General features: G+C 71.3%; 18 protein-coding genes. All 18 read right to left on the bottom strand.

The genetic code is table 11. From position 1 onward, the window contains the following. Window positions 1-24 precede the first annotated feature (24 nt). The 18 genes from Q9R20_RS13930 to rpoZ all read right to left on the bottom strand — a co-directional run bounded on the left by Q9R20_RS13930 (window position 25) and on the right by rpoZ (window position 20,439). A complete protein-coding gene (locus Q9R20_RS13930; protein ID WP_311249895.1) occupies window positions 25-1,491 on the bottom strand; it encodes a glutamate synthase subunit beta in 1,467 nt (488 codons plus the stop codon). After that, a complete protein-coding gene (gene gltB, locus Q9R20_RS13935; RefSeq protein ID WP_311249896.1) occupies window positions 1,484-6,061 on the bottom strand; it encodes a glutamate synthase large subunit in 4,578 nt (1,525 codons plus the stop codon). Before gltB ends, Q9R20_RS13930 begins: the two co-directional genes overlap by 8 nt. Before the next feature lie 52 nt (window positions 6,062-6,113). After that, window positions 6,114-7,118 carry a prolipoprotein diacylglyceryl transferase gene (gene lgt / locus Q9R20_RS13940; protein WP_311249897.1) on the bottom strand — a complete coding sequence of 335 codons (1,005 nt, stop codon included), beginning with the start codon at window positions 7,116-7,118 and terminating at the stop codon, window positions 6,114-6,116. Between the two features lie 10 nt (window positions 7,119-7,128). Further along, window positions 7,129-7,920 (bottom strand): tryptophan synthase subunit alpha, encoded by a 792-nt coding sequence (gene trpA / locus Q9R20_RS13945; RefSeq protein ID WP_311249898.1) that lies wholly within the window; start codon window positions 7,918-7,920, stop codon window positions 7,129-7,131. Further along, window positions 7,917-9,260: a tryptophan synthase subunit beta gene (gene trpB, locus Q9R20_RS13950; RefSeq protein ID WP_311249899.1), complete on the bottom strand. Its 1,344-nt coding sequence runs from the start codon at window positions 9,258-9,260 to the stop codon at window positions 7,917-7,919. The genes trpA and trpB overlap by 4 nt, the downstream gene beginning before the upstream one ends. After that, window positions 9,257-10,036, bottom strand: coding sequence for an indole-3-glycerol phosphate synthase TrpC (gene trpC, locus Q9R20_RS13955; RefSeq protein WP_311249900.1), 780 nt, complete (start codon window positions 10,034-10,036; stop codon window positions 9,257-9,259). Before trpC ends, trpB begins: the two co-directional genes overlap by 4 nt. Beyond that, window positions 10,036-10,266: a DUF6704 family protein gene (locus Q9R20_RS13960; RefSeq protein WP_307451669.1), complete on the bottom strand. Its 231-nt coding sequence runs from the start codon at window positions 10,264-10,266 to the stop codon at window positions 10,036-10,038. Before Q9R20_RS13960 ends, trpC begins: the two co-directional genes overlap by 1 nt. Window positions 10,267-10,567: 301 nt before the next feature. Next, window positions 10,568-11,155 carry a Trp biosynthesis-associated membrane protein gene (locus Q9R20_RS13965; RefSeq protein WP_311249901.1) on the bottom strand — a complete coding sequence of 196 codons (588 nt, stop codon included), beginning with the start codon at window positions 11,153-11,155 and terminating at the stop codon, window positions 10,568-10,570. Beyond that, complete coding sequence (gene hisI / locus Q9R20_RS13970; protein WP_311249902.1) at window positions 11,155-11,493, bottom strand: phosphoribosyl-AMP cyclohydrolase; 339 nt, start codon at window positions 11,491-11,493, stop codon at window positions 11,155-11,157. Before hisI ends, Q9R20_RS13965 begins: the two co-directional genes overlap by 1 nt. Further along, window positions 11,490-12,254 carry an imidazole glycerol phosphate synthase subunit HisF gene (gene hisF, locus Q9R20_RS13975; protein ID WP_311249903.1) on the bottom strand — a complete coding sequence of 255 codons (765 nt, stop codon included), beginning with the start codon at window positions 12,252-12,254 and terminating at the stop codon, window positions 11,490-11,492. The genes hisI and hisF overlap by 4 nt, the downstream gene beginning before the upstream one ends. Beyond that, complete coding sequence (gene hisG / locus Q9R20_RS13980) at window positions 12,254-13,096, bottom strand: ATP phosphoribosyltransferase (RefSeq protein WP_311249904.1); 843 nt, start codon at window positions 13,094-13,096, stop codon at window positions 12,254-12,256. Before hisG ends, hisF begins: the two co-directional genes overlap by 1 nt. Before the next feature lie 46 nt (window positions 13,097-13,142). Beyond that, window positions 13,143-13,406 (bottom strand): phosphoribosyl-ATP diphosphatase, encoded by a 264-nt coding sequence (locus Q9R20_RS13985; RefSeq protein ID WP_055837422.1) that lies wholly within the window; start codon window positions 13,404-13,406, stop codon window positions 13,143-13,145. A gap of 221 nt (window positions 13,407-13,627) precedes the next feature. Further along, window positions 13,628-14,299 carry a ribulose-phosphate 3-epimerase gene (gene rpe / locus Q9R20_RS13990; protein ID WP_311249905.1) on the bottom strand — a complete coding sequence of 224 codons (672 nt, stop codon included), beginning with the start codon at window positions 14,297-14,299 and terminating at the stop codon, window positions 13,628-13,630. Between the two features lie 106 nt (window positions 14,300-14,405). Continuing rightward, window positions 14,406-15,776 (bottom strand): transcription antitermination factor NusB, encoded by a 1,371-nt coding sequence (locus Q9R20_RS13995; protein ID WP_311249906.1) that lies wholly within the window; start codon window positions 15,774-15,776, stop codon window positions 14,406-14,408. Then, complete coding sequence (gene fmt, locus Q9R20_RS14000) at window positions 15,773-16,690, bottom strand: methionyl-tRNA formyltransferase (RefSeq protein WP_311249907.1); 918 nt, start codon at window positions 16,688-16,690, stop codon at window positions 15,773-15,775. Before fmt ends, Q9R20_RS13995 begins: the two co-directional genes overlap by 4 nt. Window positions 16,691-16,737: 47 nt before the next feature. Then, window positions 16,738-18,720 (bottom strand): primosomal protein N', encoded by a 1,983-nt coding sequence (locus Q9R20_RS14005; RefSeq protein WP_311249908.1) that lies wholly within the window; start codon window positions 18,718-18,720, stop codon window positions 16,738-16,740. A gap of 178 nt (window positions 18,721-18,898) precedes the next feature. Continuing rightward, window positions 18,899-20,092 (bottom strand): methionine adenosyltransferase, encoded by a 1,194-nt coding sequence (metK, locus tag Q9R20_RS14010; protein WP_311249909.1) that lies wholly within the window; start codon window positions 20,090-20,092, stop codon window positions 18,899-18,901. A gap of 92 nt (window positions 20,093-20,184) precedes the next feature. After that, window positions 20,185-20,439, bottom strand: coding sequence for a DNA-directed RNA polymerase subunit omega (rpoZ, locus tag Q9R20_RS14015; protein ID WP_005055218.1), 255 nt, complete (start codon window positions 20,437-20,439; stop codon window positions 20,185-20,187). Window positions 20,440-20,486 lie beyond the last annotated feature (47 nt).

Consider the following 20,486-nt stretch of genomic DNA (forward strand, 5'->3'; position numbering starts at 1 on the left):
AGTGGCCGATCGGCCCTTGCCAGCTTAGGCGGGCAGGAGGCCGATGGCGACATCGGTCGGGCGCACCGGCGCGGGAAGCACCGTCTCGCCCATGAGGAAGGTGTCGACCTCGGCGGCGGCCGCGCGGCCTTCGGCGATGGCCCACACGATGAGGGACTGTCCGCGACCGGCGTCTCCGGCGACGAACACCCCCGGGGTGGTTGTGGCGTAGGTCGCGTCGCGCTCCACGTTGCCGCGGTTCGTGAACTGCGTGCCGAGCTGGTCCTCGAGCAGGTCGCGCTCAGGACCGGTGAAGCCCATCGCGATGAGCACGAGGTCGGCGGGGATCTCGCGCTCGGTCCCGCTCTTGGGGACGCGTCGACCGTCGACGTACTCGGTCTCGGCCACGCGCAGCGCGCGCACCTCGCCCGCGGCGTTGCCGAGGAACTCCACGGTCGACGCGAGGAACGTGCGCTCCCCGCCCTCTTCGTGAGCGGAGGCCACTTCGAACAGGTTCGGCATCATCGGCCAGGGCTGCTCGGCCGGCCGCTCCGAGGGAGGCTGCTTGCCGATCGCGAGGTTGGTGACGCTCAGCGCCCCCTGGCGGTGCGCGGTGCCGATGCAGTCCGCGCCGGTGTCGCCACCGCCGATCACGACGACGTGCTTGCCCTCGGCCGTGATCTGGTGCGGGATCTGGTCGCCCGCGACGGCCTTGTTGCCCTCGACGAGGTACTCCATGGCGTAGTGCACGCCGTCGAGGTCGCGCCCCGGGATGGGGAGATCGCGCGGGACCGTGGAACCGGTGGCCACCACGACCGCGTCGTAGCGGGCCCGCAGGTCGCTCCACGACACGTCCTTGCCGATCTCGACGCCGGCGCGGAAGCGCGTGCCCTCGGCCTGCATCTGGCGCAACCGCAGCTCGAGGTGGCGCTTCTCCATCTTGAAGTCCGGGATGCCGTAGCGCAGCAGCCCGCCGATGCGGTCGTCGCGCTCGAAGACGGCGACCGTGTGACCGGCGCGCGTGAGTTGCTGGGCCGCGGCAAGGCCCGCGGGACCGGATCCCACGACCGCGACCGTCTTGCCCGTGAGACGCTCCGGCGGCTCGGGCTCGACCCAGCCGTTGCCGAACGCCTCGTCGATGATCGAGACCTCGACCTGCTTGATCGTCACGGCGGGCTGGTTGATGCCGAGCACGCACGAGCTCTCGCAGGGCGCGGGGCACAGGCGACCGGTGAACTCCGGGAAGTTGTTCGTCGCGTGCAGGCGCTCGATCGCCGCGCGGCCCTCGCCGCGCCACGTCAGGTCGTTCCACTCGGGGATCAGGTTCCCGAGCGGGCAGCCCTTGTGGCAGAACGGGATGCCGCAGTCCATGCAACGGCCGGCTTGGCGCTTGATGACGGCCGAGTCACCCGGCTCGTACACCTCTTTCCAGTCCATGATGCGCACGGGCACCGGTCGACGCTTCGGGAGCTCGCGCTCCGTGGTCTTGAGAAAGCCCTTCGGGTCAGCCACCCGTCACCTCCAGAATGCGCTTCCAGACGACGTCGCCGTCGGGGTCGAGCCCCTCGGTGACCGCCTCCTGGCGGGTCTGCAGTACGGCGGCGTAGTCGCGCGGCAGCACCCGGACGAAGTTGTCCACCTCGGTCTCGAAGTCTTCGAGAAGACGACGGGCCAGCGTGGAATCGGTCTCCGCGACGTGCTTCTCGAGCAGGTCGCGGAGGATCTCGGCATCCCCCGATCCGAGGGCGCCGAGCGCAAGCTCACCGGATGCCATGGCCTCGCGGTTCACCAGATCGCGGTCGAGCTTGTACACGTAGGCCTGCCCGCCCGACATTCCGGCGCCGAGGTTGCGGCCCGTGGCGCCGAGGATGACGGCGAGACCGCCGGTCATGTACTCGAGCGCGTGGTCGCCCACACCCTCGACGACCGCGGTGGCGCCCGAGTTGCGCACGAGGAAGCGCTCGCCCACGACGCCGTTGAGGAACATCTGCCCCTGCGTGGCGCCGTAGCCGATGACGTTTCCGGCGATGACGTTCTCGGAGGCCGCGAACGTCGAGCCACGCGGAGGGCGTACGACGATCGTTCCGCCCGAGAGGCCCTTGCCGACGTAGTCGTTCGAGTCGCCCTCGAGGCGCAGCGTGATGCCGGCGGGCATGAACGCGCCGAACGACTGTCCGGCGGAGCCCGTCAGGCGCACGTCGATCGAGTTCTCCGGCAGACCGTGCTCTCCCCGCGCCTTGGTGACGTGGTGGCCGAGCATGGTCCCCACCGCGCGGGCGGTGTTGCGGATCGGCAGGTCGATCGTCAGTTGGCCGCCGCGCGCGATGACGTCCTGCGCGCGCTCGATGAGCTGCACGTCGAAGTGGTCCTCGAGCTCGTGGTCCTGGTTGCGCGCGTGGCGACGCGGCTCGTCCTCGGCGAAGCGGGGTCCTTCGAGGATCGGCGCGAGGTTGAGGCCCCGCGCCTTCCAGTGCTGGATCGCCTCGTTGGCATCCAGGAGTTCCGATCGTCCGACGATCTCGTCGATCGAGCGGTAGCCGAGGGCGGCGAGGTACTCGCGCACCTCCTGGGCGATGAACTCCATGAAGTTGACGATGTACTCGGCCTTGCCCGTGAAGCGCTCGCGCAGCACGGGGTTCTGCGTCGCGACGCCCACGGGGCAGGTGTCGAGGTGGCACACGCGCATCATGATGCAGCCCGAGACCACGAGCGGGGCCGTAGCGAAACCGAACTCCTCGGCGCCCAGGAGCGCACCGATGATGACGTCGCGGCCGGTCTTCATCTGACCGTCGACCTGCACGACCACGCGGTCGCGCATGCCGTTCAGCATGAGCGTCTGCTGCGTCTCGGCCAGGCCCAGCTCCCACGGGGTGCCCGCGTGCTTGAGCGAGTTCATGGGGCTCGCGCCCGTGCCGCCGTCCTGGCCCGAGACGAGGATGACGTCGCTGAGCGCCTTGGCGACGCCCGCCGCGACCGCACCGATACCCGACTGGCTGACCAGCTTGGTGTGGATGCGGGCCTTGGGGTTGGCGCGCTTGAGGTCGAAGATGAGCTGCTTGAGGTCTTCGATCGAGTAGATGTCGTGGTGCGGCGGCGGCGAGATGAGCCCGACGCCCGCGGTCGCGTGACGCGTGCGCGCCACCCACGGGTACACCTTGGTCGGCGGCAGCTGACCGCCCTCGCCGGGCTTGGCGCCCTGCGCGAGCTTGATCTGAATGTCGTCGGCCTCGGTCAGGTACAGGCTCGTCACACCGAAGCGACCGGATGCCACCTGCTTGATGGCGCTGCGGCGCTCGGGGTCGAGCAGACGGTCGACGTCTTCTCCGCCCTCACCGGTGTTCGACTTGCCGCCGATGCGGTTCATCGCGACGGCGAGCACCTCGTGCGCCTCTTTCGAGATCGAGCCGTAGCTCATGGCACCGGTCGAGAAGCGCTTGACGATCGCCGAGACGGGCTCGACCTCGTCGATCGGCACGGCGGGCCGCTGACCGGTGCGCAGGCCGAAGAGGCCGCGGAGGGTCTTGAGCTCGTGCGCCTGGTCGTCGATCAGCTGCGTGTACTCGCGGAAGATGTCGTACCGGCGCTCGCGCGTCGCGTGCTGCAGACGGAACACCGTGTCGGGGTTGAACAGGTGCGGGGCGCCGTCGCGGCGCCACTGGTACTCGCCACCGGTCCAGAGGCGCTCGTGCGCGCGGGCCGCGGCATCCTGCGGGTAGGCGTACTCGTGACGGGCGGCGTTCTCGGCCGCGATCACGTCGAGTCCGACGCCGCCGAGCTTGGTCTCGGTGCCGGTGAAGTACGCATCGACGAAGTCGCGCGACAGGCCCACGGCCTCGAACACCTGGGCGCCCGCGTACGACGACACGGTCGAGATGCCCATCTTCGACATGATCTTCAGCACGCCCTTGCCGAGCGCGTAGATCAGGTTCTTGACGGCCTTCTCGGGCGTGACGTTCGTGATGAAGCCGGCGCGCACGAGGTACTCGACGGTCTCCATCGCGAGGTACGGGTTGACCGCCGAGGCGCCGTAGCCGATGAGGGTCGCCACGTGGTGCACCTCACGCACGTCGCCAGCCTCGACCACGAGGCCCACCTTCATGCGGGTCTCTTTGCGGATCAGGTGGTGGTGCACCGCCGCGAGCATGAGCAGCGACGGGATCGGCGCGAGGTCTTTGTTGGAGTCGCGGTCGCTGAGCACGATGAACTCGGCGCCGTCCTCGATGGCCTGGTCGACCTCGGTGCACATCTGCGTGAGGCGCTTCTGCAGCCCCTTGTGACCGGCCTCGACGCGGTAGAGACCCCGGATCGTCACGGACGACCGACCCGGGAGAGCGGTGTCGATGTGCTGGATCTTGGCCAGCTCGTCGTTGTCGATCACGGGGAAGTCGAGCGTGACCGTGCGGGTGTGGTCGGGACCCCAGTCCAGCAGGTTGCGCTCGGGCCCCAGACCCAGCGAGAGGGAGGTCACGACCTCTTCGCGGATCGAGTCCAGCGGCGGGTTGGTGACCTGCGCGAACTGCTGAGAGAAGTAGTCGAACAGCAGGCGCGGGCGGTCGCTCAGCACGGCGACGGGAGCATCGCTGCCCATCGCGCCGAGCGGTTCGGCACCCCCCTGGCCCATCGGGGTCAGCAGGATGCGCACCTCTTCCTCGGTGTAGCCGAAGGTGCGCTGGCGGCGGGTGATCGAGGCGATCGGGTGCACGATGTGCTCGCGCTCGGGAAGCTCGCTCAGCTTGACGCGGCCCTTGTCGACCCACTCGCCCCAGGGCTGCAGCGCGGCGAGGTCGGCCTTGATCTCCTCGTCCTCGACGATGCGGCGCTGGGCCGTGTCGACGAGGAACATGCGACCGGGCTGCAGCCGGCCGCGCCGCTTGATGCGCTCCGGGGCGAAGTCGAGCACACCGGTCTCGGAGCCGATGACCACGAGGCCGTCGGTCGTCTCGGTCCACCGGCCCGGACGCAGACCGTTGCGGTCGAGCGTGGCGCCGACGAGCGTGCCGTCGGTGAAGATGAGCGCTGCGGGGCCGTCCCAGGGCTCCATCTGCATGGAGTGGTAGTCGTAGAAGGCGCGCAGGGCCGGGTCGATCGTGGCCTGCTTCTCGTAGGCCTCGGGGACCATCATCATGATCGCGTGCGGCAGGCTGCGACCGGTGAGGGTCAGCAGCTCGAGGACCTCGTCGAAGGATGCCGAGTCGCTCGCGCCGTCGGTGCAGATCGGCAGCAGCGGGCGCACGTCGCCGATCAGCTCGGACTCGAGCTGGGACTGACGCGCGCGCATCCAGTTGCGGTTGCCCTTGACGGTGTTGATCTCGCCGTTGTGCGCGAGCATGCGCAGCGGCTGCGCGAGCGGCCACGACGGGAACGTGTTGGTCGAGTAGCGCGAGTGCACGACCGCGAGCTCCGAGGCGAAGCGCTCGTCCTGCAGGTCGGGGTAGAACGGCTCGAGCTGGAGGGTCGTGACCATGCCCTTATAGCCGAGCGTGCGGCTCGACAGCGACACGAAGTAGGCCTCGAGCTCGTGCCGCGCGCGCTTGCGCAGGCGGTACACGCGGCGGTCCAGCGCGATGCCCGACAGCGCGGGCTCGTCGCCCGTCGCCGGTCGCGAGACGAAAAGCTGCTCGAAGGCCGGACGCGCCTCGTAGGCGAGCTTGCCGAGGTTCTCGTGCTCGACGGGGACCTCGCGCCAGCCGAGCACCTCGAGGTTCTCGTGACGGGCGATCTCCTCGATCCCCGCCTTCATGACGGTGCGCTCGTCGTGCCCGAGGGGCAGGAACACCATTCCCGCGGCGTACTCCCCCACCGGCGGCAGGTCGAAGTCGACCACGGCGCGCAGGAACGCGTCGGGCATCTGGGTCAGGATGCCGGCACCGTCGCCGGTGCCCGCGTCGGAGCCGATGGCCCCGCGGTGCTCGAGGTTGCGCAGCGCCGTCAGCGCGAGATCGATGATGTCGTGACCGGCTTCGCCGCGGAGAGTCGCGACCATGGCGAGGCCACAGGCGTCTTTCTCGAACGACGGGTCGTACATTCCCTGTCGGGCCGGGAATGAGCCTCCGACGGTGTCGGAGCGCAGGCTGGAAGCCATATCAACCGTCCTCACGTTGATGCTTCGAATGGGACGACGTCGGCCCAGAGTGTTAGTTCGTGGCGGGGCTGCTTGTGGCGCTGGTGCCGACGGTGTCTTTCGTCGCGGGCGGCTCGCTCACGTCGACGAAGTCAGAGGGGTCGCCTGAGTCTACAGCCCCCGGAGCCTTCGACTCGCGCCCGGGCACGTACGGCGACGGCTCGAGGCCGTGGTGACGACGCGACTGGACGACGAAGATGACGATTCCGAGCACGACACCGAAGATGGCAGCCCAGACGTTGGTGCGCAGGCCCAGGATGATGTCGCTCGGGTCGACGCGGATCGACTCCCAGACGATGCGGCCAGCGGAGTACCAGACCAGGTAGATGGCGAACTGCTTGCCCCACTGCAGCGTGAACCGCTTGCCGACGTACAGGATGACCGCTGCGCCGAGCAGGTTCCAGATCACCTCGTACGCGAACGTGGGGTGGAAGAGCGTGCCGGCGGGGAGCCCGACGGGGATGGCCGGGTTGCCCGCGGCGATCTCGAGACCCCAGGGCAGGTCGGTGGGCTGACCGAACAGCTCCTGGTTGAACCAGTTGCCGAAACGTCCCATCGCCTGCGCGATGATCAGGCCCGGCGCCAGCGCGTCGGCGAAGGTCCAGAACCGGATGCCGGTCCAGCGGCATCCGAGGATGGCGCCGATCGCGCCACCGATCAGGGCGCCGTAGATGGCGATGCCGCCCTCCCAGATCGCCCACACCGAGCCCGGCTGGGTGATGTCCCAGGGGTTGGATCCCGGTCCGAAGTAGAAGCCGAGGTGCGTGACGACGTGGTAGATGCGGGCCACGACGATGGCGAGCGGCACCGCCAGGAGGCAGATGTCGATGACGACCCACTTCTCGGCGCCCCGACGCGTCAGACGCGCGTTCGTGAGGAAGATCGCCACGATGATGCCCGCGACGATGCACAGGGCATAGAAGTGGATGCGGAGCGGACCGAGATCGACGTACGAGATGGTCGGGCTCGGGATGCTGGCGAGCACGCCGGAGGCGGCGCTCGAGAGGGCGAACGTCATGCTGTCGAGTCTAGGCGCGCCGCGCGGTGCCCGCGGACAGCTCACGGGCGAGGTCGGAGAGAGCTCCGACGCCGCCGTCGCGAAGCGCCTTCACGAGGGCCGTACCCACGATCGCACCGTCCGCGTAGGCTGCGACCCCGGCGACCTGCTCGGCGTTGGAGATGCCGATGCCCACGCACGCGTACGTCGCACCGAAGGACCGCAACCGCCCCACGAGACCGCGAGCCGCGGCATCCAGCTGCGCGCGCTCACCCGTGATGCCCATGGTGGAGACCGTGTAGACGAAGCCGGTGGAGGCCTGCACGATCATCCGGAGACGTTCGTCGGACGAGGTGGGAGCGGCCAGGAACACGCGATCCAGGCCCGTGCGCTCGCTCGCCGCGATCCAGGCGGCACCGGCGTCGGGGGTGATGTCGGGCGTGATGAGCCCCGCTCCCCCGGCGGCGACGAGCTCGTCGGCGTAGCGGTCGACGCCGTACTGCTCGACGAGGTTCCAATACGTCATGACGAGGATCGGCACGTCGGTGCGCGAGGTCACCTCGCGGATGATCGTGAACAGGTCGCGCATGCGGAACCCGTTGGCGAGGGCCGTCTGCGTCGCCTCCTGGATGATGAGGCCGTCCATCACCGGATCGCTGTACGGGGGGCCGAGCTCGATGACGTCGGCGCCCGCCTCGGCCAGCGCGACGGCCGCCTCGATGCTCGTGGAGACGTCGGGGAAACCGGCGGGCAGGTAGCCGATGAAGGCGGCGCGACCGTCGGCGTGCGCGGCCTCGATCGCCGCGGCGACGCGCGAGGTCACAGCTCGACCCCCGCCCCGCTGGCGGCGTCGGGGGCAGCGGTCACGTCGACGGGAGAGCCCGGCGCGGACGCCACGGTCTCGGCCGCGCGCGTCTGCGGGGCGCCCTCGGGCGACTCCGGCGTGTGCTCGGCGTCGTACAGGTCGAAGTACCGCGCGGCGGTGTCCATGTCTTTGTCGCCCCGGCCGGAGAGGTTGACCGCGATCACGGCGTCGGGACCCAGCTCGCGGCCGACGCGTAGCGCGCCCGCGAGGGCGTGCGCCGACTCGATCGCCGGGATGATGCCCTCGGTCCGCGACAGCAGGCGGAGAGCTTGCATGGCCTCGTCGTCGGTGGCGGGGATGTACTGCGCACGACCGATGTCGGCGAGCCAGGCGTGCTCGGGTCCGACGCCGGGGTAGTCGAGACCGGCGGAGATCGAGTGCGACTCGGTGGTCTGCCCGTCTTCGTCCTGCAGCACGTAGGTGCGCGCGCCGTGGAGGACGCCGGGGCGGCCGCGGCCGATGGATGCCGCGTGCTTCGGGGTGTCGACGCCGTCGCCGGCCGCCTCGACGCCGTAGAGCGCGACGCCCTCGTCGTCGAGGAAGGCGTCGAACATGCCGATCGCGTTCGAGCCGCCGCCCACGCACGCGAAGACGGCGTCGGGGAGACGGCCGAGGCGGTCGAGGAACTCGGCGCGCGTCTCTTCGCCGATGATCTTCTGGAAGTCGCGGACCATCGCCGGGAACGGGTGGGGGCCGGCGGCCGTGCCGAAGATGTAGTTGGTGGTCTCGACCGAGGCGACCCAGTCGCGGTACGCCTCGTTGATCGCGTCCTTCAGGGTGCGCGAACCGGTCGTGACCGGGATGACCTCCGCACCGAGCAGCCGCATGCGGGCCACGTTGAGCGCCTGGCGCTCGGTGTCGACCTCGCCCATGTAGACGACGCACTCGAGACCGAACAGGGCCGCGGCGGTCGCGGTGGCGACACCGTGCTGGCCCGCGCCGGTCTCGGCGATTACGCGGGTCTTGCCCAGACGCTTGGTGAGCAGCGCCTGACCAAGCACGTTGTTGATCTTGTGGGAGCCGGTGTGGTTCAGGTCTTCGCGCTTGAGGAAGACCCGTGCCCCGCCCGCGTGCTCGGCGAAACGCGGCACCTCGGTGAGCACCGAGGGACGACCCGCGTAATCGTGCAGCAGCGCGCGCAGCTCGGCCTGGAACTCGGGGTCGGCCATCGCCGACTCGTAGACCTCGGTGAGCTCGTCGATCGCCGCGATCAACGACTCCGGCATGTAGCGACCGCCGAAGTCGCCGAAGAACGGCCCCTTCTGGTCGCGCAGCGTGTGGGAGGGAGCGGTGGTCATGTCGTCTCCTGGAGGAACGCGCGGAGAGTGGCGACGGGGTCGCCGGTGACGAGGGCCTCGCCGACGAGCACCACGTCGGCACCCGCGGCACGGTAGTGCGCGACGTCGGCGGGGGCGAGGATGGCGGACTCGGCGATCTTGATCGCGTCGGCCGGGAAGCGGTCCGCGAGGGAGCCGAAAAGATCGCGGTCGAGCTCGAAGGTCGAGAGGTTGCGCGCGTTGACGCCGATGAGCTTCGCGCCCAGAGCGGAGGCGCGCTCGAGCTCGTCGGCCGAGTGCGTCTCGACGAGGGCGGTCATCCCCAGGTCGGTGACGAGGCCGTACAGCTCGGTGAGCGTGTTCTGGTCGAGGGCGGCGACGATCAGCAGCACGAGGTCGGCGCCGGACGCGCGAGCCTCGAGCACCTGGTACGGCGTGGCGATGAAGTCCTTGCGAAGCACCGGCACGCTCACGGCCGAGCGCACCGCCTCGAGATCGGCCAGGCTGCCCTTGAACTTGCGACCCTCGGTCAGCACCGAGATGGCGGACGCCCCGCCCTCCTCGTACAGGCGGGCCTGTCGAGCGGGATCGGGGATCGCCGCGAGGTCGCCGCGCGAGGGGCTCGCGCGCTTGACCTCGGCGATGATCTTGACCCGGTCCGCCGGGGCGAGCATCGCCAACGCGTCGCGAGCGGGCGTCTGCGCGAGCGCGTCGCGCTCGACATCGGCGAGCGGACGCGACTGCGCCCGCTGCTCGGCGTCTTCTACCGCCCCGGCCGTGAGCTCGGCCAGCGCCATCAGTGGGCCTTCGGGTTGGACTTCGCGCCGTTCGCGCCGTAACCGGCCTTGGTCATGACCCAGCCGACGATCGCACCGACGACGAGCAGACCCACCGACGCCCACACGAGCACCGGCATGTCGAGCCAGAAGAACAGCGTGCCGAGCGTGAAGGCGACGAGCATGATGATCACGGCCGTCCAGGCGGCGGGCGAGTGTCCGTGGCCGGGGTCACCGATGGGGTTGCTCATGGGGCTCCTAACAGTCGCGCGCGAGCGCGGGGGAAAGCGTTCGCCCAGTCTATCGAAGCCGAGGTACCGTCCCGGCGCCGTCGTCTCGACGTCGGGGTGTCACGGTCTTCTGCGCCGATAAACGCGTTCGCGAGTGAGAAACGGCGCGCGAGAGCGTTTTCCCCTCGCGAGAGCGTTTGTCAGGGCGGGTGGGCGCCGGGTGCTTGCGGGTGCGGCGGCGACGGGGCAGGGTGGGTTCGCCGCGAGGTCGGGCGGCGGCGGGGTCGGGCCGCGGAGATCGGGGGCCGGGTGGGCCGCTACGTCAGGCGGTGGGGTCGTCGCCGCGGGAGAGGTCGTCCCACGAGTCGATCGCGTCGTGGGGGCGACCGGTCTCGGCGCCGGCCTCGTCGCCCGTGCGGTACTTGCGGCTCGCGCCCGAGGCCCACCGACGGCCGGTGACGAGGGTGAAGACCGCGGCGGCGGCGAGCACCGCCTGGGCCAGCAGTGTGACCGCCGGCCACGGGGTGAGCGACAGGTTCGACACGAGCGAGGCCACGGCATCCGTTCCGGAAATGCCCGTCGCGTCCGTGACGGTTGCCGCGGTGGCCGCGACAGGGGTCGCGAAAAGGATCTGGGCGGTGCCGATGCCGACGAAGACCGCGATCAGCACGCCGAGCGCCCCGAAGACGTACCGGAGCACCGGTCCGACGATCGACAGGGCGGCGCCGAGGGCGAGGGCGGCCAGGCTCAGGGGGGTGAGCACCGGAAGCGCCTCGGCGCCCGGCACGGCGAGCGTCTGTTGGGCGCCGTCGTCGAGGGTGACGTCGATCCACGTCTGGGTCGACGAGATGACGCCGATCGCCCCGGCCAGGAGCATGCCGAGCACCGCCGTCGAACGGGCCCGCCGCATCAGCGCTCCCCCACGACCGGGTGCAGGTCGTCGGCGTCGAAGCAGGTGTGGTCGCCGGTGTGGCACGCGGCGCCGACCTGATCGACCTCGATGAGCAGCGTGTCGCCGTCGCAGTCGAGGCGCGCACCCTTCACGAGCTGGATGTGACCGGAGGTGTCGCCCTTGCGCCAGTACTCCTGACGCGAGCGCGACCAGAACGTCACTCGGCCGGTGGTGAGCGTGCGGCGGAGGGCCTCGGCATCCATCCACCCGACCATGAGCACCTCGCGCGAGTCGAACTGCTGGATCACCGCCGCGACGAGACCGTCGGCGTCGTATTTCACGCGGTCGACGCTCATCGGCGCACCTCGATCCCCTCGGACGCCATGGCGTCCTTGACCTGTCCGACGGTCAGCTGACCCGAGTGGAACACGGATGCCGCGAGCACGGCGTCGGCGCCGGCCCGGATGGCGGGCGCGAAGTGCTCGAGCTCCCCCGCGCCGCCCGAGGCGATGACCGGCACCGCGGCGACCTGCCGCATGAGACGGACGAGTTCGAGGTCGAAGCCCTGCTTCGTGCCGTCGGCGTCGATGGAGTTGACCAACAGTTCACCCGCTCCGCGCTCGACCGCCTCGCGCGCCCACTCCAGGGCGTCGAGCGTGGTCTCGGTGCGGCCGCCGTGCGTGGTCACGACGAAACCCGAGGGCGTGGATGCCGAGCGCTTCACGTCGAGCGAGAGCACGATGACCTGCGCGCCGAAGCGGTCGGCGATCTCGCCGATCAGCGCGGGCCGGGCGATCGCCGCGGAGTTGACGCCGATCTTGTCGGCACCGACGGCGAGAAGTCGGGCGACGTCGTCTGAGGAGCGCACTCCCCCGCCGACGGTGAGCGGGATGAAGACCTGCTCGGCCGTGCGGCGCACGACGTCGTACGTCGTGGAGCGCTCATCGACCGTGGCGGTGACGTCGAGGAAGGTGACCTCGTCGGCGCCCTGGTCGAAGTACAGCTTCGCGAGCTCGACCGGGTCGCCCATGTCGCGCAGGTCGAGGAAGTTCACGCCCTTCACGACGCGCCCCGCGGCGACGTCGAGGCACGGGATGACGCGACGCGCGAGGGTCATCAGAGCCTCGCGGCGAGGATCTCGGTGACGAGGATCGCGCGAGCACCGATGGCGTAGAGCTCGTCCATCACGCGGTTGACGTCGCGGCGCGGACTCATCACGCGCACGGCCACCCACTCGGGGTCGCGCAGCGGCGAGATCGTCGGCGACTCGAGGCCGGGCGCCACGGCGATCGCCTGGTCGACCAGATTCGCGGGCAGGTCGTAGTCGACGAGGACGTACTTGCGCGCGGCGAGCACGCCGCGCAGACGACGCAGGAGCGTCTCTGTGCCCTCGACCTCGGTCGGACCCGAGATCAGCACGGCGTCGCTTTCGAGGAGGACCGGCCCGAAGATCTCGAGCCCGGCCTGGCGCAGCGTCGTGCCGGTCGAGACGACGTCGGCCACGGCATCCGCGACCCCGAGCTGCACGGCGGACTCGACCGCGCCGTCGAGCGGCACGATATCGACGGCGATGCCGCGCTCGTCGAGGAAAGCGTCGACGAGGCCCGGGTAGGCGGTGGCGACGCGCAGACCCTGCAGGTCTTCGACGTCGGTGAAGCGGCCGGGGCGACCGGCGAAGCGGAAGGTCGAGCCGGCGAACCCGAGCGACTCGACCTCGCGCGCGCCCGGCATGCGGGCATCGAGCAGGAGGTCGCGGCCGGTGATGCCGACGTCGAGCGCGCCCGAGCCGACGTAGGTCGCGATGTCACGGGGGCGGAGGTAGAAGAACTCGACCTCGTTGACGGGGTCGACGGTGTACAGGTCCTTGGAATCGCGTCGTCCGGTGTACCCGGCCTCCGAGAGCATCTCGGCGGCGGTCTCGGCGAGCGACCCCTTGTTCGGCACGGCGATGCGCAGCATGTCGGGGGCTTTCGTGTTGAAGTGAGCTCTGGATGAGGGGGCGGGCTCAGAGATGTCGGTAGACGTCTTCGAGCGACAGGCCCTTCGCGAGCATGAGCGTCTGCAAGTGGTACAGCAGCTGCGAGATCTCTTCGGCTGCGGCCGCGTCGGACTCGTACTCGGCGGCCATCCACACCTCGGCGGCCTCTTCGACGATCTTCTTGCCGATCGCGTGCACGCCGGCGTCGAGCTGCGCGACGGTGCCGGACCCTTCGGGTCGCTCGACGGCCTTGGCGCTGAGTTCCGCGAACAGGTCGTCGAAGGTCTTCACCCTCCCAGGGTATCGGGTCGGCGGGGGTGGGGCTGTCCGCCGGGCGCGGGGCGGGCCGCCGGGGACGGGGCGCCGGGGACGGGGCGGGTCGCCGGGCGGGGGGGGGGGGGGGAGGGACCGCGGCGCGGCACTCGAGAAACGCCGCGCCGAGTGGGACACGGCCGGAGAAGCCGTGTCTCACTCGCGCGAGCGTTTATCGCGGACTCGCGTCGGGCCCGGCGTCAGTGGCGGTGGCGGGACGCCGAGGCGCGCAGCGACTGGATCGCGCGGTCGGGGTCGTCGGCGCCGAACACCGCGGATCCGGCGACGAAGGTGTCGGCCCCGGCCTCTGCGGCCTGGGCGATCGTCGATTCGCCGATGCCGCCGTCGACCTGCAGCCACACGCTCGAGCCGCGGCGCTTCGCCTCGTCGGCGAGGGCGCGCAGCTTGGGCATGGTCTCGGGCATGAACGACTGGCCCCCGAAGCCCGGCTCCACGGTCATCACGAGGATCTGGTCGAACTCGTTCAGCACGTCGAACAGGTTCTCCACGGGGGTGCCGGGCTTGACCGCGACGCCCGCGCGCGCGCCGATCGACCGCAGCTCGCGGGCCAGCGCCACCGGCGACGCGGCGGCTTCGAGGTGGAAGGTGACGGATGCCGCGCCCAGCTCGGCGTACGCGGGAGCCCAGCGGTCGGGGTCGTCGATCATCAGGTGCACGTCGAGCGGTACCGGGCTCGTCTGCTGGATGCGACCCACCATCTGCGGGCCGAACGTGAGGTTCGGGACGAAATGGTTGTCCATCACATCGACGTGCACGAAGTCGGCTCCCGCGATGCGGGCCAGCTCGGCCTGCATGTTGACGAAGTCGGCGGCGAGGATGCTCGGGTTGATACGCGGGGCGTCGGTAGGCACCCGTCCATTATCGGCGCCGTCATCGAGCGCGTGAGACGCCAGGAATTGTCGCTTCGCGCCGCTCCGAAGCGACAGATCTTGGCGACTCATGCGGGAGGAACGCGGATCAGCGCTTACGCAGCAGGGCGATGGACATCGCGTCGGTACCGTGACGGTGGGGCCACAACTGAGCGCGGAGCGAGCCGTCGGCCTGGTCGGGCAGGTCGATCTCGTCGACCGCGACCGCGCGCACGACGGCTCGCGCGTCGAGCTCCTCGACCGCGTCGCCCAGCTCGCGCTTGACCTCGGCGAGCACGCCGGAGGTCTCCGCCAGGTGCGGGGAGCAGGTGACGTACGCCACGATGCCGCCGGGCTTGAGCGCCTCGAAGGCGGCGAGCACGAGCTCCTGCTGCAGAGCAGTGAGGTCGGGCACGTCGGCGGGGGTCTTGCGCCAGCGGGCTTCCGGGCGACGCCGCAACGCGCCGATCCCCGTGCACGGCGCATCGACCAGGATGCGGTCGTACTCCCCCGGCATCCGGGCGGCGCGCTCGCGCCCGTCCTCCTCGCTCACCTCGACCTCGAGGGGAACGGATGCCACGGCCTGGCGCACGAGCCCCGCCCGCGCGGGGACGATCTCGTTGGCGTCGAGACGGGCACCGTGCGCAAGGGCCTCGGCCGCGAGCAGGGCGGTCTTGCCGCCGGGACCGGCGCAGAGGTCGAGCCAACGCTCCCCCTCCGCCACGGGTGTGGCGCGGCTGAGGGCGTAGGCGGCGAGCTGCGATCCTTCGTCCTGCACGCGGATCCGGCCGTCGCTCTCGCGGATCAACCCTTCGGGGTCGCCGCCGCGGGTCGTGAAGGCGGTCGGCGCGAAGCGCGCGGGGGTGGCGTCGTCGGGCATCTCGGCGAGCCCGGGAAGCGCGAGCATCGCCACGCGCGGGGCGACGTTGTCGGCCTCGAGCAGGCCCGGGAGCTCGTCGGCGCGGCCTTCCGCGGTCAAGGCGCGACGGAGGGCGCGAACGATCCACACCGGGTGCGAGGTCGTGAGCCCGATGTGCTCGTCGTCGCTGCGCGCGGCCGCGGCGATGCGCTCCATCCAGTGCCCGGGATTGTCGCGCGAGACACGACGCAGCACGGCGTTGGCGAACCCCGCCGCCCCGCGCCCGCCCCCGTGACGTCGGGCGAGCTCGACGGATTCGTTGACCGCCGCGTGCGAGGCCACCCGCGTGGACAGCAGCTGGTGCACGCCGAGGCGCAACGCGTCGAGGACGGCCGGATCGATGCGGTCCACGGTGCGGTCGGCGGCGACGGCGATGATCGCGTCGTACGTCCCGCGTCGGCGGAGCGTGCCGTACGTCAGCTCGGTCGCGAGGCCCGCGTCCTTGGCATCCAGTCCTGCCCGCGCGATCGCGTGCGGAAGCAGGAGGTTCGCGTACGCCTCGTCGCCCGAGACGGCGCGGAGGACCTCGTACGCGGCGGCGCGTGCTCCCTGCACGCTCATGCGCCGAGCACCGGCTCGCTGGAGCGGAGTCCGCGGAACCAGTCCCCCGCGGACATCGCGCCCTTGCCGGCCGGTTGGACCGTCTCGAGACGCAGCGGTGCGGTGCCCGTGCCGACCAGCACGTCTTTTCCGGATGCCACGACCCGGCCCGGCGGAATCGGCGGGGCCTCCGCGGCGGCGGCGCGCAGCACCTTGAACCGGGCGCCGTCGAGCGTCGTGTGCGCTCCGGGCTCGGGGGTGACTCCGGCGATCTGGTGCAGGAGGCTCTCGGCATCCCGGCTCAGGTCGAGGGCCCCGTCGGCAAGGGTGAGCTTGGGGGCGAGCGTCGGCTCGCCCTGCTGCGGTGTCGCGACGGCGGTGCCGTCGGCGATGCCGTCGACCACGCGCGCGAGAAGGGGCGCCCCGATGCCGGCGAGGTCGTCGAGCACGTCGGCCGACGTCGCGCCGGCGGGCACGTCGTAGCGCTCCTCGGCGAACACGTCGCCGGCGTCGAGAGCCGCCACCAGCTGGAAGACGGCCGCTCCCGTGACGGCGTCACCGGCCATGAGCGCGCGCTGGACGGGCGCGGCGCCTCTCCAGCGCGGCAGCAGCGAGAAGTGCAGGTTGATCCACCCGTGCGCGGGGGTGGACAGCAACGGCTCCCGCACCAGACCGCCGTACGCGACGATCACGCCGAGATCCGGCTCGAGGGCGGCGATGCGCGCGGTGACGTCGGCGTCGAGCCGGTCGGCTTTGAGGACCGGGATGCCGAGCTCGTCGGCGACCTGCGCGACCGGCGACGGGGTGAGCACCCGTTTGCGGCCGAGAGGTGCATCGGTGCGGGTGACCACCGCGACGATCTCGTGCGGACCGGCGGCCAGGGCACGCAGCGAGGGGACGGCGACGGCAGGCGTGCCGGCGAAGACGAGGCGCATGGTTCTCCTCAGACTCTCGGGAGCGGACGGGCGGAGTGGCACGGCGCTCAGAGGTCGGGCTCGGGGATGTCGAGGCGGACTCTGAGCGTACTGCGCGGCCGGGGCCCGCGATCCTTGCGGGACTTCCGTGCCCGCAGGGCGTCGGCGATCACCCCGGCGCGCAGCGCCTCGGCGACCGCCCGCCCGTGGGCGTAGTCGAAACGCACCAGGGCGCGGGAGGTCGGGACGTCGGGCTCGCTCGAGGTGTCGACCGGGCCGAGCACCGCGAGGGCGTCCAGATCGGGGACCGCCTCGCGGAGGGAGGACAGCAGCGTGTCGACGCTCCGGGCGTGTCCGTCGACGCTCGCCACCCTGACCGCCGGCGGCATCCGAAGGGGCGCGCGGTCGACGAGCTCCGCACGCGCGTAGGCGGGTTGCGTCCAGGTCGCGAGCGCGCGGGCGACGGGGCCGGCCACGCCCACGAGGTGCACAGGAGCGCCGGGGGCGGCGAGGGCGGCGGCGTTCGACCACCAGCGCAGGCAGCTCTCGCCGATGCGCAGCGCTTCGTTCTGCAGCATCCGGTCGCCGTCGAGGAGGATCACCGCGCGGTACCCGCCGCGAGCGATCGGCTCGGCTCCGCGCGTGGCGATGACCAGGGCGGGGGCGGCATCCACCTCCGACACCGGATGGGTGCCGTCGGCGATGATCACGCGCGTGTTCGGGAAGGCTCGACCGAGCTCGTCGGCGGTCCGCTCGCTCCCCGACGACGCCATGCGCAGCTTCGCCGATCCGCAGTGCCCGCACGTCCAGGCGTGCGCGCTGCGTCCGCACCACGCGCACACCGGCGTCGCGCCCGGGCGGGCGGCGCGCAGCGGACCCGCGCAGTGCGGGCACCGCGCCGGACGTCGGCAGTCGGCGCACACCAGCGACGGAGCGTATCCGGGGCGGGCGACCTGCACGAGGACGGGGCCCTGGGCGAGCGCTTCGCGCGCGGCGGCGAAGGCCGACGACGGCACGCGCGACTGGCGCTGCTCGCCCTCGCGCGTGGCGCTCAGCACGACCCGCGGGCTCGATCGGCGGGCCGCCGGCATCTCGCGCACGTACCCGACCTCGACGAGACGCTGCACGTCGGTCGTGCGCGTGTGCCCGGCGAACAGCAGCGCGGACTGCTCCAGCTCCTGTCGGACGAGTGCCGCGTCGCGTGCGTGCACCCCGGGGGCGAGGGGCTCAGCGAGCAACGAGTCCCCGTCGTCCCAGATCGCGACGAGTGCGGTCTCGTGCGCGGGTGCGTAGACGGCCGAGCGGCGCCCCACGACGATGCACGGCACCGGGGCGAGCGTGCGCAGGTACTGCGCGTAGCGCACCGGACCCGACTGGTCGGCGTCGTCGCGCACAATCGCCTCGGCCGGCACGAGCTCGGCGAGGGCGGCGAGCAGCTGCGCCTGATCTCGGTAGTCCGGCACGACGAGCACGGCGCTGCGCCCGCGCGCGAGGGTGCGCACGGCCGCCGCGGCGAGCAGGTCGGCCCACGCCCCCCGTGGCAGCTCGGGGTGCGGACGGGCGGGCGCGTCGACGGCGACGCGTTCTCCGCCGTCGATCGCCTCCGCCAGGCCCGGATACGGATGCAGTAGCGAGTCGGCGCGCTCCCGCGCCGCGGGAACGACCTCGGGCGCGAGGGGTGCCGGCGCCGCGGCCCAGGCCTTCTCGGCTCGGACCATGCGGCGCGGGACGGCGAGACGGAGCACGTCGCTCACGGAGCCCGCGGCGCGATCGGCGACCCGGCGCGCGAGGGTGTAGAGCCGCTCGGGCAGGACGGGGGTGGAGGACACGACCGCTTCCACCGCCGAGAGGGGGCGCTCGGTGCCGTCGTCGGCGACCACCTCGACGACGAACGCGTCCATCATGCGCCCCGCCGAACGCAGCGGGACCTTCACGCGCACGCCGGGGGCGACGTCGGCCACGAGCGGGTGCGGAACGGCGTAGTCGAACAGCCGGTCCAGCTGCGGGACGGGCGACTCCAGCTGGACGCGCGCGACGCGGCGCTCGCTCACGCCGGCACCCCCGGGCGGAGGACACGGCTGACGCCGAGTTCCCGGGCCGGAGCGGCCGGGCCGACGCCGAGGACGCGCCGGGGTCGACGCTCGAGCACGCGCGCGGTCCGCGAGTCGTCGCCGCTCAGGTCGGCGCGGACTCCCCCTCGACCGCGCTCGGCGCAGCCCGCCCGCACGATCAGAGTCCGGCGGCCGCGCGCAGCTCGTCGACGCGGTCGGTGAGCTCCCACGTGAAATCGGGCAGCTCGCGGCCGAAGTGGCCGTAGGTCGCCGTCTGCGCGTAGATCGGTCGCAGCAGGTCGAGCTGCTCGACGATCGCGGCGGGACGCAGGTCGAACACGTCGCGCACGGCGCGCACAATCACCTCGTCGGCCACGTGCGCGGTCCCGAACGACTCGACGTAGAGGCCGACCGGGTTGGCCTTGCCGATCGCGTAGGCGACCTGAACTTCGAGACGGTCGGCGAGACCCGCGGCGACGGCGTTCTTCGCGACCCAGCGCATGGCGTAGGCGGCCGAGCGGTCGACCTTGGACGGGTCCTTGCCGCTGAACGCTCCGCCGCCGTGACGCGAGGCGCCGCCGTAGGTGTCGATGATGATCTTGCGGCCGGTGAGCCCGGCATCGCCCTTCGGGCCGCCGATCACGAACGGTCCGGCCGGGTTGATGTAGTACTTCACGTCGGGGAGCTCGAGGCCCGTCTCGGCCAGAACCGGGTCGATGACCTCGGCCTGCACCCGGGCGCGGAGGTCCTCCTGCGAGATGTCGGGGTGGTGCTGCGTCGACAGCACGACGGAGTCGACGGTGCGCGGGGTGAAGCCGTCGTAGCCGAGCGTCACCTGTGTCTTGCCGTCGGGCCGCAGGAACGGCAGCTCGCCGCTCTTGCGCACGGATGCCAAGCGCTCGGCGATGCGATGAGCCGTCCACGCCGCCATCGGCATGAGCTGGGGCGTCTCGTTGGTGGCGAAGCCGAACATGATGCCCTGGTCGCCGGCGCCCTGGAGGTCGCGCGGGTCGACGGAGCCGCGCTCTCGCTGCTCGAACGCCTTGTTGACACCGGCGGCGATGTCGGAGGACTGCGCGCCGATCGACACGCTGACCCCGCACGACTCGCCGTCGAAGCCGGTGTCGCTCGAGGTGTAGCCGATGCGGTTCACGACGTCGCGGACGATCGCGGGGATCTCGACGTACGCACTCGTCGAGACCTCACCGGCGACGTGCACGAGGCCGGTGGTCACCAGCGTCTCGACGGCCACACGACCGGTGGGGTCATCGGTGAGGATGGCATCCAGGATGCTGTCGGAGATCTGGTCGCAGATCTTGTCGGGGTGCCCTTCGGTGACGGACTCGGACGTGAACAGGCGCAGATCGGTCAAGACGGCTCCGGGAGATCGTGATCGGGGAACGGGCACAAGTATGCCCCGGACGGCGGCGGGCCGTCCGGGGCATCGTCACATCTGTGAACAGATCACTCCGCGGCGCGAAGGCGCAGCTTGTCTTCGTGGATCTCGTGCAGCGCGATCGTGAGGGGCTTGTCTTCGACGGACGAGTCGACCAGGGGGCCGACGTTGTCGAAAAGGTTGCCCTCGTGCAGATCGGAGTAGTAGTCGTTGATCTGACGCGCGCGCTTGGACGCGTAGATGACGAGCTGGTACTTCGAGTCGACCTTGTCGAGCAGAGCGTCGATGGGCGGGTCGATGATGCCCTTGTCACGTCCGGCCATGGGGAACCTCCTGGTTCGGCGGGATGGGGTGGATGCGGCGCCGGGAG

It is taken from the genome of Microbacterium sp. PRF11, from assembly GCF_031844085.1.
Lineage (GTDB): Bacteria > Actinomycetota > Actinomycetes > Actinomycetales > Microbacteriaceae > Microbacterium.

Bases quoted from the DNA above. Each gene is read 5' to 3' on its own strand.
- gltB (WP_311249896.1), bottom strand. From the start codon at position 6,061: ATGGCTTCCAGCCTGCGCTCCGACACCGTCGGAGGCTCATTCCCGGCC.
- lgt (WP_311249897.1), bottom strand. From the start codon at position 7,118: ATGACGTTCGCCCTCTCGAGCGCCGCCTCCGGCGTGCTCGCCAGCATC.
- trpB (WP_311249899.1), bottom strand. From the start codon at position 9,260: ATGACCACCGCTCCCTCCCACACGCTGCGCGACCAGAAGGGGCCGTTC.
- trpC (WP_311249900.1), bottom strand. From the start codon at position 10,036: ATGGCGCTGGCCGAGCTCACGGCCGGGGCGGTAGAAGACGCCGAGCAG.
- Q9R20_RS13960 (WP_307451669.1), bottom strand. From the start codon at position 10,266: ATGAGCAACCCCATCGGTGACCCCGGCCACGGACACTCGCCCGCCGCC.
- Q9R20_RS13965 (WP_311249901.1), bottom strand. From the start codon at position 11,155: ATGCGGCGGGCCCGTTCGACGGCGGTGCTCGGCATGCTCCTGGCCGGG.
- hisI (WP_311249902.1), bottom strand. From the start codon at position 11,493: ATGAGCGTCGACCGCGTGAAATACGACGCCGACGGTCTCGTCGCGGCG.
- hisF (WP_311249903.1), bottom strand. From the start codon at position 12,254: ATGACCCTCGCGCGTCGCGTCATCCCGTGCCTCGACGTCGCCGCGGGG.
- hisG (WP_311249904.1), bottom strand. From the start codon at position 13,096: ATGCTGCGCATCGCCGTGCCGAACAAGGGGTCGCTCGCCGAGACCGCC.
- Q9R20_RS13995 (WP_311249906.1), bottom strand. From the start codon at position 15,776: ATGAGCGTGCAGGGAGCACGCGCCGCCGCGTACGAGGTCCTCCGCGCC.
- fmt (WP_311249907.1), bottom strand. From the start codon at position 16,690: ATGCGCCTCGTCTTCGCCGGCACGCCTGCCGTCGCCGTCCCCTCGCTG.
- rpoZ (WP_005055218.1), bottom strand. From the start codon at position 20,439: ATGGCCGGACGTGACAAGGGCATCATCGACCCGCCCATCGACGCTCTG.